Source organism: Chrysiogenes arsenatis DSM 11915 (assembly GCF_000469585.1).
Lineage (GTDB): Bacteria > Chrysiogenota > Chrysiogenetes > Chrysiogenales > Chrysiogenaceae > Chrysiogenes > Chrysiogenes arsenatis.
In genome coordinates this window covers 60306-76689 of sequence record NZ_AWNK01000008.1, presented here as the reverse complement: position 1 = coordinate 76689, position 16384 = coordinate 60306, and the positions used below count along the sequence as shown (strand labels likewise).

General features: G+C 48.4%; 18 protein-coding genes. 16 read left to right on the top strand and 2 right to left on the bottom strand.

The genetic code is table 11. From position 1 onward, the window contains the following. Positions 1-53 precede the first annotated feature (53 nt). The 8 genes from P304_RS14620 (at position 54) to P304_RS0107470 (ending at position 6062) form a co-directional block, all read left to right on the top strand. Entirely contained in the window at positions 54-689 is a 636-nt protein-coding gene (locus P304_RS14620) for a type IV toxin-antitoxin system AbiEi family antitoxin domain-containing protein (protein WP_051321517.1), read from the top strand. Then, positions 689-1507, top strand: a complete 819-nt coding sequence (locus P304_RS0107495; protein WP_027390037.1) for a nucleotidyl transferase AbiEii/AbiGii toxin family protein — start codon at positions 689-691, stop codon at positions 1505-1507. Before P304_RS14620 ends, P304_RS0107495 begins: the two co-directional genes overlap by 1 nt. A 128-nt stretch (positions 1508-1635) precedes the next feature. Beyond that, the gene (locus P304_RS0107490; RefSeq protein ID WP_027390036.1) at positions 1636-2481 is read left to right on the top strand and encodes an Rpn family recombination-promoting nuclease/putative transposase; all 846 of its coding nucleotides are present in this window, start codon (positions 1636-1638) and stop codon (positions 2479-2481) included. Between the two features lie 150 nt (positions 2482-2631). Next, positions 2632-2964 (top strand): nucleotidyltransferase domain-containing protein, encoded by a 333-nt coding sequence (locus P304_RS0107485; RefSeq protein WP_027390035.1) that lies wholly within the window; start codon positions 2632-2634, stop codon positions 2962-2964. Beyond that, the gene (locus P304_RS14615) at positions 2961-3371 is read left to right on the top strand and encodes a HEPN domain-containing protein (RefSeq protein ID WP_034764695.1); all 411 of its coding nucleotides are present in this window, start codon (positions 2961-2963) and stop codon (positions 3369-3371) included. The genes P304_RS0107485 and P304_RS14615 overlap by 4 nt, the downstream gene beginning before the upstream one ends. Before the next feature lie 215 nt (positions 3372-3586). Then, the gene (locus tag P304_RS14610) at positions 3587-3808 is read left to right on the top strand and encodes a hypothetical protein (RefSeq protein ID WP_034764693.1); all 222 of its coding nucleotides are present in this window, start codon (positions 3587-3589) and stop codon (positions 3806-3808) included. Positions 3809-4045: 237 nt separating this feature from the next. Next, entirely contained in the window at positions 4046-4183 is a 138-nt protein-coding gene (locus tag P304_RS17585) for a PIN domain-containing protein (protein WP_343123118.1), read from the top strand. A 295-nt stretch (positions 4184-4478) separates the two neighbouring features. After that, positions 4479-6062, top strand: coding sequence for an AAA-like domain-containing protein (locus P304_RS0107470; RefSeq protein ID WP_027390034.1), 1584 nt, complete (start codon positions 4479-4481; stop codon positions 6060-6062). A 188-nt stretch (positions 6063-6250) separates the two neighbouring features. Here the strand turns inward: P304_RS0107470 and hcp are convergent, their stop codons facing one another. After that, positions 6251-7564 carry a hydroxylamine reductase gene (gene hcp / locus P304_RS0107465; protein WP_034764691.1) on the bottom strand — a complete coding sequence of 438 codons (1314 nt, stop codon included), beginning with the start codon at positions 7562-7564 and terminating at the stop codon, positions 6251-6253. A 79-nt stretch (positions 7565-7643) separates the two neighbouring features. Here hcp and P304_RS0107460 point away from each other — a divergent pair, with 79 nt between their 5' ends. Beyond that, a complete protein-coding gene (locus P304_RS0107460; RefSeq protein WP_027390032.1) occupies positions 7644-8297 on the top strand; it encodes a Crp/Fnr family transcriptional regulator in 654 nt (217 codons plus the stop codon). 237 nt (positions 8298-8534) lie between these two features. Here the strand turns inward: P304_RS0107460 and P304_RS0107455 are convergent, their stop codons facing one another. Then, complete coding sequence (locus P304_RS0107455) at positions 8535-10670, bottom strand: Tex family protein (protein ID WP_051321516.1); 2136 nt, start codon at positions 10668-10670, stop codon at positions 8535-8537. Between the two features lie 154 nt (positions 10671-10824). Between P304_RS0107455 and P304_RS0107450 the strand changes: the two genes are divergently transcribed. Genes P304_RS0107450 through P304_RS16190 form a run of 7 tightly spaced genes read left to right on the top strand, consistent with a single transcriptional unit; the run spans position 10825 to position 16383 of the window. Next, the gene (locus tag P304_RS0107450; RefSeq protein ID WP_027390030.1) at positions 10825-11490 is read left to right on the top strand and encodes a hypothetical protein; all 666 of its coding nucleotides are present in this window, start codon (positions 10825-10827) and stop codon (positions 11488-11490) included. Beyond that, positions 11487-12743, top strand: coding sequence for a DUF4857 domain-containing protein (locus P304_RS0107445; RefSeq protein WP_027390029.1), 1257 nt, complete (start codon positions 11487-11489; stop codon positions 12741-12743). Before P304_RS0107450 ends, P304_RS0107445 begins: the two co-directional genes overlap by 4 nt. Further along, positions 12740-13420: a DUF3450 family protein gene (locus P304_RS0107440; protein WP_027390028.1), complete on the top strand. Its 681-nt coding sequence runs from the start codon at positions 12740-12742 to the stop codon at positions 13418-13420. The genes P304_RS0107445 and P304_RS0107440 overlap by 4 nt, the downstream gene beginning before the upstream one ends. Continuing rightward, a complete protein-coding gene (locus tag P304_RS16195) occupies positions 13417-14748 on the top strand; it encodes a MotA/TolQ/ExbB proton channel family protein (RefSeq protein ID WP_027390027.1) in 1332 nt (443 codons plus the stop codon). The genes P304_RS0107440 and P304_RS16195 overlap by 4 nt, the downstream gene beginning before the upstream one ends. Continuing rightward, positions 14745-15290 carry a MotA/TolQ/ExbB proton channel family protein gene (locus tag P304_RS0107430; protein ID WP_084417615.1) on the top strand — a complete coding sequence of 182 codons (546 nt, stop codon included), beginning with the start codon at positions 14745-14747 and terminating at the stop codon, positions 15288-15290. The genes P304_RS16195 and P304_RS0107430 overlap by 4 nt, the downstream gene beginning before the upstream one ends. Continuing rightward, positions 15278-15685: an ExbD/TolR family protein gene (locus P304_RS0107425; protein ID WP_027390025.1), complete on the top strand. Its 408-nt coding sequence runs from the start codon at positions 15278-15280 to the stop codon at positions 15683-15685. Before P304_RS0107430 ends, P304_RS0107425 begins: the two co-directional genes overlap by 13 nt. Next, positions 15682-16383, top strand: coding sequence for an energy transducer TonB (locus P304_RS16190; RefSeq protein WP_027390024.1), 702 nt, complete (start codon positions 15682-15684; stop codon positions 16381-16383). The genes P304_RS0107425 and P304_RS16190 overlap by 4 nt, the downstream gene beginning before the upstream one ends. Position 16384: the final 1 nt, after the last annotated feature.

Genomic DNA, 16384 nt, shown 5'->3' with positions numbered 1-16384 from the left:
TTGACAGGATAATTAGATATCATCTAATTATCCTGTCAAATCGTGAGGTTTTTGTGGATGTGTTGCTGCAACCTTATGAGGGTTTGGTGATCCGGCATTCAACACTTTCGTCGGTGTTGTCGGACTATCAGGCGCCCAATTTTAAAATTCATTGCTGGTTGAATGAGGGTAAGCTCATTCCTCTTAAGCGCGGGTTGTACGCGGTTCCCGGTGTGTCATCCAAGGCTGCCTTGTCTTTGCCGCTGATCGCAAACCATCTTCATGGGCCTTCATATGTGTCGATGGAATTTATGTTGTCCCACTATGGGATAATTCCAGAGGGTGTGGTGCAGGTGACGAGTGTCACTACGCGACGTGGCAAGCGTTTTGAAAACTGTCTTGGGCGCTTTTCCTATCAGTCGGTGCCATCCGTTTACTATGCCTTGGGTATTGAGTATGTGAAAGCGGGTGAGCGCGTGGGATTTATGGTGGCCAGTCGCGAGAAAGCGCTGTGTGATTGGCTGGCTTTAACGCCAAATGTAAAGGTTTATTCTACCAAGGGTTTGCGTGTGCTTTTAGTTGAGGATATGCGTATGGATGAGGCCATCCTGGCTGAGCTGGATAGCAAGAAGGTGCTGGAATTCGCTGAGACGGGTTTTCGGTCTGAACGCTTGATGTGGCTTGGTCGCTTATTGTCGGAGGGTGTGTGATGCTGGAGCAAATGTTGAGCCATTATGTGCTGGAGACGGAGCAGCAAAGGCATCAGGCTCTGCGGGAAGTGATGCAGGAGGTTGCTCTGGCGGGCTTGTATCGCGGTGGTTTTTTTGAGCAGGCGGCGTTTTATGGCGGGACTTGCTTGCGAATCTTTCATGGTTTGCCTCGCTACTCGGAAGATCTGGATTTTTCGCTCCTTCGCTCCAAGAATGATTTTTCGTTGGCTCCCTATTTTTCTGCCCTTGAAGCGGAGTTTGCGGCTTTGGGGATTGGGGTGACCATAACGCAGAAGCGCAAGTTAGCAGCAGCTGGGATAGAGTCGGCCTTTTTGAAGAATGATACCCAGGTTGCCGAACTGGCCTTTCGGGATGTGAAAGTAAAGATTAAGTTCGAGGTTGATACGCATCCTCCTTTGGGATTTAACACGGAAGAGCGCCTTTTGATCGAACCGTTTTCATTTTATGTGAAGTGCTTTAGCTTGCCTGACTTATATGCAGGCAAAATGCATGCCTTGTTGTTTCGTAAGTGGAAGAATCGCGTAAAGGGACGCGACTGGTTTGATTTTGAGTGGTATATTCGGCGCGGTGTGGAACTGCATTTAGCTCACTTCAATGAGCGGGCGATACAAAGTGGCGATTTAGAGCATGTTGTTGATGCAGTTGGCTTTATTGAATTGGTGCGAAGACGGATTGAATCGGTTAGCATTGAACTTGCTAGGCAGGATGCTGAGCGCTTTGTTGGTGACGTAAAAGCACTGGATATCTGGTCGAACAATTATTTCATGCAGCTTGCTGAGCGGGTGAGATTTGCGTAGTGAGGAAAATATCGGACGTACCACTATTTAGGTGATGGTGGTTAGATGTTAGGTGATGGCTGATAGGCGTAACCTGACGGGGTGGTTCTTTTAATTAGGTAATGAAGATTTATCGTAAAGGACTAATTATGCTTACACTTAAAGAAAAATATATTAACATCTTTACCGATTTTGGGTTTAAAAAACTCTTTGGTTCAGAGTTCAATAAACATCTGTTACTTGATTTTCTAAACGAACTTATAGGGCGCGAAACGGGAGTTATTAAAGAACTTTCATTTCTTTCAACGGAGCAGCTGGGGCGTAGTCGTGCTGATCGCAAGGCTATTTACGATATTTATTGTGAAAATGAAAAGGGTGAAAAATTCATTGTTGAGCTGCAAAAGGCTAAACAGAATTATTTTAAAGATCGTAGTATTTACTATTCAACCTTTCCAATTCAACAACAAGCCGAAAGGGGCGATTGGGATTTTAGATTAAACGCTATTTACACTATAGGCATTCTTGATTTTGTATTTGACGAAGGTAAAGACGATAAAAATGTTTTTCATCACGAAGTGAAGATGATTGACACCAAAACGGGTAAGGTATTTTACGATAAACTCACTTATATCTATTTAGAGATGCCGAAGTTTACTAAAACAGAAGATGAGCTTGAAACCCATTTTGATAAATGGCTTTATATCCTAAAAAACCTGCATAAATTAACGAATCGCCCGCTAAAACTCCAGGAACTGGTATTTAACCAACTTTTCGATGCCGCAGAGATTGCCCAGATGGATGACAAAGAGGTTATGGAGTATGAAGAGAGTTTAAAGGTATATCGCGATTTAAAGAACTCCCTAGATACCGCTTATGATGAAGGCAAGATTGAAGGCAAGATAGAAACAGCTGCACGACTTAAAGAGCTTGGCGTTTCAATGGGAATGATTGCAGAAGCTACCGGTTTGAGTATAGATGAGATTGAAAAGCTGTAGCTTGAAAATAGGGGATGGAAAATAGGGGACGTGCCACTATTTAGGTGATGGGGGTTAGGGAATTGGGAATAGTTTTGTTTTTAATATAATTAACTTTAATTTTAGGCAAAATGCTAAGAAATAGAGCTAATAAAGGGAAAGGGGTGTGGGATGATAGATATAGAAGAGTTAAAACCACTTATCATAGAAAGGCTTAAGCCTCTTAATCCTGATAAGATTATCCTTTTTGGAAGCTATGCTTACGGCACACCCAATGAGGATAGTGATATAGATTTGTATGTAGTTACAAAAGATGACTTTATCCCAACAAGTTGGGAAGAAAAAAGTAAGATATCACGAAAATTTTCGAAAAAACTGAGAGATTTAAGAGCTAGTGTTGCGATAGATATTATAGTGCATACAAAAAAAATGAATGAAAAATTTATAGAGCTTGGAAGTTCATTTTCATATGAGGTAATGAAAAAAGGTAAAGTATTATTATGAAAAAAGAAATCGCAATAGAGTGGATGAAAGCTTCATATGCAGACTTGTTGGTAATTAGTGAAATTATTGATAATAACTTTTTGACACATATGGTTGCCTTTCATTCACAACAAGTAATAGAAAAATCATTAAAAGCGGTCTTAGAGTATCACAATAAACAGACACCCAAAAAGCATGATTTATTGCTATTAAAAAGCCAAGTAGCAGATTTTTTACAGATAGAAAATGAAGATATGCTAGAAGATCTTAATGAGCTTTATATAGAGTCAAGATACCCAGGCGAAATGGGGTTGTTACCAAATGGAAAACCAACGCCAGAAAATGCGAAAAATTTTTATAACTTTGCATTAATGATTTTTGAGAGGGTCTGTGCAATGTTAGAGATAGAGAAAAAGGAATTGATGTGAAAGGGAAAATAGGGGACGTACCACGTTTTACGATAAGGGATGGATGTTGGGGAATTGGGTTCAAAATAATTCCCCTCAGTGGAGGGGTGGCAGGCGTAGCCTGACGGGGTGGTTGTTTTAATTTCGAATTTTTGGAAAAAAGGGAGTAATATTATGCTGATGTATATGCACGGTAGTTTACCATAGTTTTTTGAAGGTTTCATAGGAGGTGTGTTATGTTCGCAATAGAATTTGAAGCTGAGTTGAAAAGCGAGTTCATCCGCGTGCCACACTTTGAAAAACTGAAAAATCGTCATGTAAAAGTTATTGTTTTGTCTGATAGCGTTAATGAAACCTATGAGATACATTCTCAGCGTCGACCAGCAAAGGTGCCGCCTATTGCGTTTTGCGGCGATGTAATAAATACGGCAACAACTTCTGATTGGGACTTAACTTAGTGTTAGTATTAGATACGCATGTATGGCTGTGGTGGATGTCGAATAGCATTGAGCTCAGGCCAATTTGGCGTGATGCTATTTCGTCGGACGTTCAAGTAGGGGTGAGTGCGATTAGCTTGTTTGAGGTAGCGTCAGCGTATTCAACTTGGCTGCGCTGTTGATTGGTGGTTTGGACAAGCGCTCGAAGGTTCTGGAGTTGTTTTACTCCCTATTACACCTGCAATAGCAGAATCTGCTGTGGGTCTGCCAGAACATCATACTGATCCACAGGATCGGCTTATTATAGCTACGGCACTTAATCATAATGCCAAACTCCTTTCTGCTGACTCGAAATTTAAACTTTATAGGGAACTTGAAGGGCTACTTGTGGATTGACGTTACATGGCAGGTGTTTTTCACGGAATAGTTTTTCTTGGGTTGAATTTTGATCTCTCACTGCGTTCGAGATGACGGAGGGAGTTGTGGAGGAAATGATGGGGGGAGTAGCTTTCAGCAAAGAGGCTGTATCCATAAAAAAGATATTTGATAGTGGCGAATAATTGACATATCTAAAAAAAGGATAGATGAAAAGATAGAGTTTCCTATGTTGGAAAAATAGGGGACGTACCACGTTTAATGGTTGGGGATGGATGTTGGGGAATGGGATGAGATGTAGGGAAAGGGGGTGTTTATGCAAAAATTCTTCAATACGGCTGGGCCAACGATTAGAGAAGATCACTATCATATTGACCCGCTTACTCGGTTAGATTGGGAAGAGATTCGTCTTTTAATTGACCAAAAACGCTACTTTCTTCTTCATGCCCCACGCCAGACTGGCAAAACTTCTACACTTTTGGCGATGATGCATCGTTTAAATCAAGAGGAAAATTACGTTTGTGCGTATGCCAATATCGAGGCGGCACAAGCGGCACGGGGCAATGTTGAGCGTGGCGTAGAGGTGATTTGCAGCTCTGTTGCCAGTCAAATTGATTTATATTTAAAGCAGAATTTACTAACTGAGTGGCTATATAGCGCCGGAAAAGAAACATCGGCTGAAGATAAGCTTTTTCGGATGCTCAGTTACTGGAGTGCTGCTTCCAGCAAACCCACCATCTTGCTGCTTGATGAAGTTGATGCGCTTGTTGGCGATACGCTGATTTCGCTGTTACGTCAAATTCGCGCGGGCTATGCGCAACGTCCAGAAGCGTTCCCGCAAGCGATGATTCTCTGCGGTGTGCGCGATATTAAAGATTACCGTATTCATACTAAAGATCAGGAAATCATCACTGGCGGGAGTGCTTTTAATATTAAAGCCGAGTCGCTACGTATGGGGAGTTTTTCGTTTGAAGAGTGCAAACAGCTCTATTTGGAACATACTAAAGAGACGGGGCAGGTGTTTGACGAAGCGATCTTTCCCAAGCTTTGGAGCGACACGAAGGGTCAGCCGTGGTTGGTGAATGCACTGGCGTATCAAATGACTTCGAAGAATCGTGAGCTGCGCGACCGTTCGATACAGATTGAATTTGAACATTATATGCAAGCGCGCGAGGAGTTGATTCAGTCGCGGGCGACGCATCTGGATCAGTTGACGGATAAGTTGCGTGAAAAGCGGGTGTATAATGTTATTTCGGCGATTCTTTCGCAGGTTGATGCTAGCGATGCTCATTTTGATGATAGGGATTTGGAGTATGTTCAGGATTTAGGGCTGATTGTTCGCAAGCCGTTTGTGCATATATCAAACGATATTTATCAAGAAGTTATTCCGCGCGAGCTTACGATTGCGAAACAGCAGTCGATTGTAGAACAGGATCTTGCCTGGTACTTGAACAGCGATAATACGATCAACTTTGCGAAACTGATGACGGCGTTTCAGCAGTTTTTCCGTGAAAATAGCGATTCTTGGATTGAGAGATTTGATTACAAAGAAGCCGGGCCGCAGTTGCTGTTGCAAGCGTTTCTGCAGCGTCTTATCAACGGTGGCGGGCGGATTAACCGTGAATATGCTTTGGGGCGGAAGCGGACTGATCTTTTTGTGGAATGGCCAACGACTGATAAAGGTTTTTTTGGGCCGGTACAACGGGTAGTGCTGGAAACAAAGCTTTTGCGCACGAATTTGGAAAAGACGGTAGAAGAGGGTGTTGCGCAGGTTTCGGAGTACGCACGGACGGTTGGTGCTGGCGAGATGCACTTGATTATTTTTGATAGAAAGAGTAGCGACTGGGAGCAGAAGATTTGGCATAAACAGGTTGATAGTATTGATGTGTGGGGATGTTAGCTCAGGGAAATGGTAATTTTGAATGTTGAATTTTTAATTTGGAATTGGGGAGAGATCTCTCACTGCGTTCGAGATGACGGGAGGAGTTGTCATTTCGAGCGAAACGACAGCAAAGAGGCAGACGCATGGTCTGCCTCTTTGTGGTTTTGCAAGGGCGATCTTGTCTGATCGCCCGTTATGTTGTTTTCTTAGTGACCGGCAAGCATATCCGCGAGGTCTTTTTCTGGAGTCGAAATCAGTTTAAAGTCAAATGTATCGACGAGGAAGTTCAGGATATCTTCGTTGACAAACTGTGGGGCGCGGAAGCCAAGTCGGATGTCTTTGACTCCGATGTTAAAGAGCGCCAGCAGGATCGCAACGGCTTTTTGTTCCATCCAGCTCAGGACAATTGAAAGTGGCAAATCGTTAATGCCACAGCCAAAAACTTGAGCAAGTTGTGACGCGATGATCACGCCACCAACGGAGTCGTTACACTGGCCAAGGTCGAGGTAGCGTGGGATGTCAGTGCCGGGAACGGTGCCGAATTCCAGATCGTTAAAGCGGAATTTGCCGCATGAAGAGGTCAAAATCACGCAATCTTGCGGGATAATGCTGGCAAGTTGACGGTAGTAATCGCCACCTACACCCGGAGTGTCGCAACCAGCGATAACAAAGAAACGGCGAAGTTTGCCGGTTTTGACCGCGTCAATAATTTGCGGGGCAAGCGAAAGGATAACCGAGTGGTGGTGACCCGTCGCCACGGTTTCGTTTGAATCCCAGTTGGTTTCTGGTAATTCAAGTGCTTTGTTAATCAGTGGCGTGAAGTCGTCGTTCTCAATGATGGTTGTCCCTTCAGCGCCCACTTGAGCGTAGGTAAAGAGACGGTCAACGTATGGCTTTCCTTTGGTTGGCACGATACAGTTGGTATTCATGAAAATGGCGCCTTGGAACTTGGCGAACAGATCTTTTTGATCAAACCAAGACTTGCCAACGTTCCCTTTCAGGTGGTCGTACTTGGCCAATTCTGGATAGGAGTGCGATGGGAGCATTTCGGAGTGCGTGTAGACGTTGACTCCTTTGCCAGCTGATTGCTCAAGAATTTTCTTCAGCGAGTGGTGATCGTGTCCGCTGACAAGAATAGCTTTCCCCTGAACCTTATTCTGAGTTACGTTAACAGGGCTTGGGCTGCCAAAAGCATCGGTGTGCGCTTTGTCAAGAATGGTCATGATTTTAGCGGTAGCAGAACCGACTTTCATTAACATATCAATGTGTTGTTGGAAATTAAAGTTGACGTTCGTGAGGGTAAAGTAGAGGGCTTCGTTGACAATGTCGTCAACTTCTTTAAGATCAGCACCATAATGGTTTGCCTGAACGCGGTACGCTGCAATCCCTTTCAGTCCGAAAATGATGATATCTTGTATACGAGAAAGGTTTTCATCTTTACCGCAGCTGCCGGCTGGTTGACCTTTAGAACCGCAACCATCTGGGGTTGACATAGAACACTGATAGCAATGCATGCTCATAAAGAGCCTCCTATTGGAAATTTTTGATAACACCGTTATAACTCACCTTGTACACCAAAAAATTGATGCAGGTCAAAAGATGGAAAAAAAAGAGGCTTTACTGAAATTTCAGACCAAGTACCTTGGTAGTGCTGACCCAGAAATCACGAAATTCCTTTTCCCTATTTGCACCCTTGTTGAAAAAGGAAAAAAAGAACTGCTCTTTTTAGAAGGTGACGAAGGCGAGTACGTTTGGTTTTTATTAAAAGGAACCATCAAGCTGTTTCGCACCACTGCCGAAGGGAAAGAAGTCATCGTTCATTTCGTTTATGCTGGTGAAATGTTCGCCGAAATTTTGCTCCTCAAAGGGACGAATTATCCCGTCAATTCACAGGCCTTAGAGCCAATTATTGCTCTTGGTATCAGTGCGCGTGGTTTACATGAGCTCGTCAAAACACAGCCCGATTTTGCTTTGCGCTACATCGGCAACCTTTCCATGCGGCTCAAATATTTCGTCGGACTGGTGGAAAACCTGACGACGGGTGACGTCAGTACAAAATTCATCAACTACCTGAAATTGCTTCGCAAAAAAGAGGGCAAGCGCAATGTGGTGACGCTGCCGGTGCCCAAAGGTGATATTGCGGTGCTGTTGGGGACGACACCAGAAACGTTTTCGCGTATTCTCAAGAAGCTTTCGCTGGAAGGGATCATTGCAGTGAAAGGGAAAGATATTGAGTTGTTGGACGAAGAGTAGCCTGCAAGGGCAGACACGTAGGTCTGCCCCTACGGGGGATTGGTAGTTTTGTGTGGTTGATAAGGGCAGACACAGAGGTCTGCCCCTACAGGGGATTGGTGGTTTTGTGTGGTTGATAAGGGCAGACACGTAGGTCTGCCCCTACGGGGGATTGGTAGTTTTGTGTGGTTGGTAATTGTATGTTTTGTGTAGGGGCGATCCTGTGTGATCGCCCTTTTTGCTGACAACCGAAAATACTTACAACGCCTGTTTAATGCTCAACGCCAGCCGCTTGCGCTCGCGATCAATTCCAAGGATTTTAACTTTGACCCGCGCGCCGACCGCAATGACGTCGTGCGGATTTTTGACGAAGCGATCCGCCAGCTCACTGACATGCACCAGCCCGTCGTTTTTCAGCCCGACATCGACAAACGCGCCAAAATCAACCACGTTGCGCACCACCCCTTCTAGAATCATCCCCTCTTGCATATCTTCGAGCGAAACTTTTGAACTGCGCAAAATCGGTTTTTCCAGATCGCTCCGCGGGTCGCGTCCTGGGCGGGCAAGTTGATCGATCATATCGCGCAGGGTTGGTACGCCGCAGCCAAGCTCTGCGGCCAGTTTGTCGATCCCTCCCTTGCTTTTATTTACCAATGTTTTGAGTTTGGCCGTATCGTTTTGCACCTGCTCCAGCAGTTGCTGGGCGATGCGATACGATTCGGGGTGAACGCTGGTGTTGTCGAGCAGGTTTTTCCCGTCGGGGACGCGCAAGAATCCGGCGCATTGTTCAAATGTGACTTTGCCGATTTTAGGGACAGCAAGTAGCTCTTCGCGTGTTGAAAATCCGCCAATCTGGCGACGATACGCGACGATATTGCGCGCAATGGCACTATTGACACCGGAAACGAATTGTAAGAGCGATGCGCTGGCGGTATTAAGGTTGACGCCGACATAGTTGACGACGCTTTCCACGACTTCTTGAAGTTTCGTGGAAAGAAAGCTCTGTGTCAGATCGTGTTGATATTGCCCAACGCCGATGCTTTTAGGATCGATTTTCACCAGTTCGGCCAGCGGGTCAAGGACACGGCGGGCGATAGAAACCGCACCGCGTACTGTGGCGTCGTGATCGGGGAATTCTTCGCGCGCGACTTCCGATACACTGTACACGCTGGCTCCCGCTTCGTTGACGATCATGTATTTAACGTCCGGCAGAGCCTTGGTGATCAGTTCGCTGATAAATTCTTCTGTCTCTGCCGAAGCCGTTCCATTCCCGATAGCAATCAGTTTGACCTGATGTTTGCGCACCAGTTCGCAGATCACTGCGCTCGCTTTTACGACGTCGTTATGCGGTGGAACAGGGTAAATAGTGGTCGTGTCGAGCAAATCGCCCTGTACGCTCACAACAACTATTTTGCAACCGGTGCGAAATGCGGGGTCGATGCCCAGAATGTTGCCGACTTGCACCGGCGGTGTCAGCAGCAGGTGACGTAAGTTTTCGCCAAACACGGCAACGGCATGCGCTTCAGCTTCTTCGGTTTTCATATTGCGCAGTTCCGTTTCGATAGAAGGGACAACGAGCCGCTTGAGTCCATCGGCTATCGCCAGTTCGACATACGTGGGGTGGTGTGTAGGGTATTTTTCCGCCACAATATGCCCGATCATGGTTTCCATTTGCTCACGGTCATACAGGAGCTTTATGCGGATGGCGTCTTCGCGTTCGGCGCGGTTAATGGCCAAAGTGCGGTGTGGTGGCATATCACCGAGTTTTTCTTCGTATTCGTAGTACATGGTGTACGGAGAGTCGTCGGGAGCAATGCGCCGTTTGCGGCATTCGATAACCCCGTTGTGTTGTAGTTCGCGCCGCACGGTGTTGCGTACCAGTGGATCTTCGGCCACCATTTCGGAGATGATATCCATCGCTCCCGCCAGTACCGCTTCGGTGTCAAGCAGTTCGTTATCGGGATTGACAAACGGAGTGGGGTCGACATTGCCTCCTGCCAGTATTGTCTGTGCCAGCGGCTCCAGTCCACGATCACGCGCAACAGAGGCACGTGTTTTGCGCTTTTGTTTGTACGGAAGGTAAAGGTCTTCAAGCTCCACCATTTTTTCGCAACGCTCCACTGCCAGTTGGAGTTCTGGTGTGAGCTTCCCTTGCTCTTCGATAGAGGCAAGAATTTCCTGCTTCCGCTTGGCAAGGTTTTCGAGATAGGTAAAGCGGTCGATAACGGCACGGACGACGACTTCGTCCATTTCGCCGGTTTGTTCTTTGCGGTAGCGGGTGATGAACGGGACGGTGCATCCTTCCTGATGGAGGTTGAGGCAGTTGGCAACGTGATGTTGCGGCAGGTGCATTTCGCGGGCGATGTGGGCAATAACGGTGGGGTCGATGGACATTCTCTACTCCTGTTTACCAAGGCGATGCGTGAATTTTTCAGTAAGGAGAGTATCACAGAAGGCGATGGCTGCCCATATTTTTGCTGTTGCGAATACATTTCTACTGACGCTTTCACGTCAATGAGTGCTATTATCTCACGCGATTGGAGGGGGTATGTATAGGCACGTCTGGGTGAAAGAGTCGATAAAAACAAAGCGATTTCTCATGGCTGGAGCCGTATTGCATCTGGCTGTCGCCATCTATACCTATCTGACTTTGGCAAAACAGTTCTCTCAGATACGCCCCGTGTTGTTGTGGCATGACCTGGTTGAAAAGCACACGTTCTACTTTCACTGGTTCGAACCGGCGTTGTACCTCTTTGCCGTGGCACTCGGACTTTTTCAATATCTCCCCGAAATTGATAAAAAGCGGTTTCGCCTTTCCTGCCATTTGCCCGTGAGTGAATACCGCATGACGGGTGCTCTGGTTGGATTTGGTATCGCGGTGATTACCCTTGTGTGGTGCTTCGATGCGCTGATTGTTTTTGCCGTCGGTGCCTATTACTACCCCGTGCAGGTGTATCAGGAAGCCTTGGTGGTGATGGTATTTTGGTATGGCGGCAGTGTCGCTACTTACTGCATGGTGGCGGCGATAACGCTGGAGCCACGTTGGCGACAGCGAGCAAAACTGCTGATTCTGCTGCTGCCATCGCTGAGTTTTTTTTATGTTACCGTGTATAATCCGAGCCTCTCTGCCGTACTGCTGGCGCTGGCGGTGGCTGTGCTCTACAGCTTCGCGGTGCTCTATTCGGCTCTCCGTTTTCGTAAGGGGGTACAATGATAGCGATGGGAATCCGCTATATTACCGTGCTTATCGCCCTCGTCGGATTGAGTATTACGTTACCGCACCTGTTTCATTTGACGTTTGGGCAAAAAGTCTATCGCCCAATGGTCTATTACTCACAGATTCTGGAAGATGTTGTGTACAGCGTAGAAGATATCAGCGGGCATCGGCGCTATTTTGACGCAACAGGGAAAGAGTACTCCGCGCATGAGTACTCGCAGCTTATCCCTTTTATCAACTTTCGTGATCTGGAAAAATGGGAAATCTATCCCCAGCAGGTGGCTGGTGAGCCGGTGACAATAGAATTGGCGCTGACGCAGCGCGATTTTGTTGGTATTCCCCATGGTTTTTTTGCCCGTCAACAAGCACGCATTCCGCTCTATCCCCTGTTTGAATCGCAAGGCGAATTTGCCCGTATCGATATGCCCGACGAGCTTTTCCGGAGTACTGATCAACTGGAATTTATCGATGCCAGAACGAATCTGGTCAATCGGGCAAAAAGCGCGCTCTTTACGGCAGCACTGCACGATGCCGGTTTCCGATTTCCGGCACGGCTGATTGCGGGAAATCCGACAGTCCGCAAGCCGTATGACGCGGGGTATTTTTTGATTGATGCCAATGGAAGCCTTTTCCATCTGGTGCAGGTCAACGGTACGCCAACCGTGGTGAGCGTGCCGATTTCCATTGGGATGGATATTATCTATATGACGCAAAAAGAGAATCGACACTTGCCGTATTACGGATTGATTGTTACCCGTCAGGGGAAAATGTTCCATTTGATGAAGGAGAAGTATACGTTACGCGAAGTGCCGTCCGTACCGTATGACCCCAATCGCCATATGTTGCACTATTTACGCGATCCACAAAATATGGTGGCGAAAGTTTCTGACCGCTATGGCGAAACTACTGTCGTTTCAGATAATCATTACGCGCAGTTGATGAGCTATTTTCATCCCTATGAACCAGCAATTCGCGGCTCTGCCAGTTGGTTGTATGGGGCACTGTTCCCGTTTGTGACGCACACCGACCCGCTCCGCCGTTTCGGCCAACTTCCCGCCGTGAGTCTCAGCGAAACCGTGCCGCGCGCCTTGGGTGTCGGAATGGTGCTGGCGCTTGGCTTTCTTGTGTTGCGCCGTGCTCAATGCAAAGAGCGATACCTCTATGGCGAAATGTTGCTTATCGTGTGTTGTGGCCTCTATGCTTTTATCCCCCTGCTAGCGTTACCCGCAATACGACGAGGTGAAATATGAACCGTTTTTTGGTTGGTGCTACGGCGCTGGCGATGATGTTGGTTGGCCACAGTGTGGCGAGCGACGAACAGGCACAACTCGAACAGCGCTACCGCGAGCTGTCGACTGTTATGCAGATCAAAGAACCATATATGCAGACATTGCGAGCGGTGGTCGAAACGCTCGCGACTGACGTAGAGCACAAGCGTGCCCGAAAAACTACGGCGCTGGCCGAACTGCAGGCGATGGAACAGAGTGTTGATGCCGCTTTGGAACAATTACTCCATCACGTGGCTGGAACAGAGATGACGGCTCTCGAAGCGGAACGCTACGGTTGGATTCGCGAGTTGCAGCAAGAATTTGTGGTAGCCGCCACCCCACTGCCGGAAAAAATAACGCGCACGCTTGAAGCGTATCGCGCCGTGGCCGACAGCGCGCGCTTTGCTGAAAGTGAGCAAGGGTCGGTTGTTATCGATGGTGAACGGTATCGCGGATCGATACTCCGTGTTGGTGGGCTGGCGCACTTTTTCAGTACGCCTGATGGTGCGGTGGTCGCTCGCGCCGTTGCTGACAAAACCGCATACATGCGGATTGATGCATCGTACAACGCGGCCATACGTGATGCTGGCGAACAGATAGAACGGCGCAAACTGCCAGCGCTTACGGCGCTACCGATAGGAAGGATTACCCCGCCATGAAGCACCTCTTGTTGGTTTTGCTGTGGCTGAGTGTTTTGCTGACGCCGCTCCTTGCTCAGGATTTGCGACCACTCGCGCAGGAAGCGTCAGTTGGTTCGCGTGCATTTGAAGTGGAGCTGGAAGCCCTCCGCTCTGACCCGCACGCCCTGCGCCGCGCGGTGCAAGCGTTGGAGAAATCTCTGCTTACATTCGAGCAGGAGGAAAAAGCCTTGCGCCAGCACGGAGAAGAATACCGTCGTATGCTGGCAGACGAATCCAACGTTAGTGAATCATTTCGTCAACTCCAGCTTGCTGAGCAAAGTATTGCCGTAGCACAGAGCGATTTTAGTCGAATTATCAGCGAGTATCCGGTATTTCGGGCAACACATACCTTTTCTGATCATGCTCATCCACTTGTGCGATTGACAGCGGACTATCGTGGGTTGATCGATTTTGCGTCGCATGTGCGCCGTCACCGTCTGCCGATCTTTACCTCGGAAGGGCTGGAGGCGGAGGTTGATATTTTGACACTCGGAACCTTAGCCACGTATTCGCGACAGGGCGAGGATTTCGGCATTGTGCAGCGGAATGACGATGGCCGTTTGCAGCAGATTGCGTGGCTTCCGGCGCATGAAAACAAACAAATAGCCGCCTATTTTCGTGGCGTAAGCGATGTGGCGCTACTCGATTTTACGCATGGTACTTTTGCCGCACAATGGCAGCAGCCCAAAGATCCCATCGCACACGTGGCGCGTGGCGGAATATTGATGTATCCGATTGCGGCGGTCGCATGTTTTGCTTTCGTGCTCATTCTTGAGCGGCTCTACAGTCTGTATATGCACCGACCGCAGAGTGGCGTGATCGCCGAGCAAGTCATACGGTGGTGGCGTGATGGTGGAGCGGCAGCGATACACGCGCAACAGTCATTGTTGCAGCAAACGGCTGTTGGCCGCGTTGCGCTAGAAGTTGTTGCTGTGGCAGAACACGATGCCGCACTCCGTGAACAGGTGATGAACGAAGCGCTCTTGCGCGAAGTCCCTGCGTTGGAGCGCAACATTGCTCTCCTTGCGGCTTGTGCGGCGGTTGCTCCTTTGCTGGGGCTGCTTGGCACGGTGATGGGAATGATTGAAACCTTTCAAGTGATTACCCTGCATGGCTCTGGCGACCCGCGCCTGATGGCGGGTGGCATTTCGCAAGCCTTGATTACAACTATGTATGGATTAGGGGTGGCGATCCCTGTCATGTTAGTGCATACCTTGCTGGCGCGCCGTTCAGAACGGCTTATCGATGAGCTTCAGGAAGCTGGTATGAGTATGGCGAATGCTGTTGCTGTGCAGAGAGCACCATGATGGTGGCGGCACTGCTGCATGCGATAACTGACCATTGGGTGACAGCGGCACTTTTTGGGCTGAGCTTTTGCATCTGGTATGTATTGGTTGATCGTGTATTTTGCTTTGGTTGGCTGCTCAGTCGCGAAAAATCTGCCGGTAAACGGCGCATTGTGCAACGTATCGAAGCTGATTTGGCAAGAAATACCATATCTGGTGGTGCTCCTGTCAGTATCTGTTGTGTGCGCACATGGGAACGTGAATTGGAAAAAGGTTTTGCGGTGATAAAAATTGCCACTGCCGCTGCGCCGCTACTGGGTTTGCTCGGTACGGTTTGGGGCATGTTGATGACGTTTGAGGCGATTGCTCAGAGTGGAACCGGACAGCCGGCTCTGATGGCAGACGGGATTTCGTATGCGCTGACAACCACAATGTGGGGATTGATTGTGGCGGTGCCGGGGATGGTCGCCATTCCGCTGTTAGTCCGCTGCAAACAACGGATTATGGCGGAAGTGCGCGACGTCACTTTCCTCCAGATGCGGAGTTCGACATGGAACGATTAGCTCGGCGTAAAAGCAGCGCCAATGCGGAAGTCACCATGACGCCGATGATTGATCTTGTTTTCCTCTTGCTGATTTTTTTTCTCGTGACAACCAGCTTTACCCGTGAGACGGGGTTGGAGATCGCACGTCCAATGGCAGCGACCGCAGAACAGCAGGAACCGACAACGATTCTATTGGCAGTGGATGCCGAAGGGCAGATTTTTCTGGATCGCGAACGGGTGGATATTCGCACGATGCGTGGTCGAATTGTTCTCAAATTAGCGGAGCACCCTCAGGCATCGGCGGTCGTGATTGCCGATAAACATGCTACCGTCGAACAGGTGGTGGCGCTGATGGATCAATGCCGTTTAGCTGGAGTACAGCAGGTGAGTATCGCCGCCAAGGCTGAACAGTGAAGGGAACGGTACGCCAGTTACCGTATATGGCAGCGAAGGCTTGTCTCGCACTGTTGCTCACCACACTGCTCTTTTGCTTGTTTCTCCATTTTAACCAACGCACGGAAATAGCCTCTCCGGTTGAGAAGGGCGTGGCGATGGTTCTGCTGCCTTTGCAACCCGCAGAGCCGCTTCCACCTGCCTTTACTGTCCCTGAACTTCCGGTTGCACCCCAGTTGCCGACATGGCAGAAAGCGGCTCCGCCCAAATCGGGACGCACCGCGGAACCTCTGCCTGTGCAAGCGCCAACACTCTCTGCACACAATGCTCTGCCAGTGCATGAGCCGCAAGGGGATGTTGTGCCGTCAACCGTGCCAGTGCCAATCAATGTGCCCGCATCGCCGCCCGTAGCTGTGGAAAGTACCGTGTTTGATTTGAAGGATGTTGACGGTAAACCGCGCTTACTCTCGCGGGTGGTGCCGGAATATCCGCGTTATGCCTTTGAAAATAGGATTGAAGGGGAAGTGCTCGCAACATTTACCCTTGACGTGGATGGCAGTGTACGTGATCTTCGAATTATAAAAGCCAATCCGCCAAACATTTTTGAAGCTGCCGTAGTGGCCGCATTGATGCAATGGAAGTTTGCAGCAGCAACGAAAGATGGCAATACCGTCGCCGTGCGGATGCTTGTTCCGCTGACATTCACGTTGGAGCGGTGAG

What these genes read in the sequence shown, in the direction of transcription:
- P304_RS0107485 (WP_027390035.1), top strand. Translation starts at nt 2,632, where the DNA reads ATGATAGATATAGAAGAGTTAAAACCACTTATCATAGAAAGGCTTAAG.
- P304_RS0107490 (WP_027390036.1), top strand. Translation starts at nt 1,636, where the DNA reads ATGCTTACACTTAAAGAAAAATATATTAACATCTTTACCGATTTTGGG.
- P304_RS0107430 (WP_084417615.1), top strand. Translation starts at nt 14,745, where the DNA reads ATGATGGTGGCGGCACTGCTGCATGCGATAACTGACCATTGGGTGACA.
- P304_RS0107470 (WP_027390034.1), top strand. Translation starts at nt 4,479, where the DNA reads ATGCAAAAATTCTTCAATACGGCTGGGCCAACGATTAGAGAAGATCAC.
- P304_RS0107440 (WP_027390028.1), top strand. Translation starts at nt 12,740, where the DNA reads ATGAACCGTTTTTTGGTTGGTGCTACGGCGCTGGCGATGATGTTGGTT.
- P304_RS0107495 (WP_027390037.1), top strand. Translation starts at nt 689, where the DNA reads ATGCTGGAGCAAATGTTGAGCCATTATGTGCTGGAGACGGAGCAGCAA.
- P304_RS0107455 (WP_051321516.1), bottom strand. Translation starts at nt 10,670, where the DNA reads ATGTCCATCGACCCCACCGTTATTGCCCACATCGCCCGCGAAATGCAC.
- P304_RS14615 (WP_034764695.1), top strand. Translation starts at nt 2,961, where the DNA reads ATGAAAAAAGAAATCGCAATAGAGTGGATGAAAGCTTCATATGCAGAC.
- P304_RS16195 (WP_027390027.1), top strand. Translation starts at nt 13,417, where the DNA reads ATGAAGCACCTCTTGTTGGTTTTGCTGTGGCTGAGTGTTTTGCTGACG.
- hcp (WP_034764691.1), bottom strand. Translation starts at nt 7,564, where the DNA reads ATGAGCATGCATTGCTATCAGTGTTCTATGTCAACCCCAGATGGTTGC.
- P304_RS0107450 (WP_027390030.1), top strand. Translation starts at nt 10,825, where the DNA reads ATGTATAGGCACGTCTGGGTGAAAGAGTCGATAAAAACAAAGCGATTT.
- P304_RS0107425 (WP_027390025.1), top strand. Translation starts at nt 15,278, where the DNA reads ATGGAACGATTAGCTCGGCGTAAAAGCAGCGCCAATGCGGAAGTCACC.
- P304_RS0107445 (WP_027390029.1), top strand. Translation starts at nt 11,487, where the DNA reads ATGATAGCGATGGGAATCCGCTATATTACCGTGCTTATCGCCCTCGTC.
- P304_RS0107460 (WP_027390032.1), top strand. Translation starts at nt 7,644, where the DNA reads ATGGAAAAAAAAGAGGCTTTACTGAAATTTCAGACCAAGTACCTTGGT.
- P304_RS14610 (WP_034764693.1), top strand. Translation starts at nt 3,587, where the DNA reads ATGTTCGCAATAGAATTTGAAGCTGAGTTGAAAAGCGAGTTCATCCGC.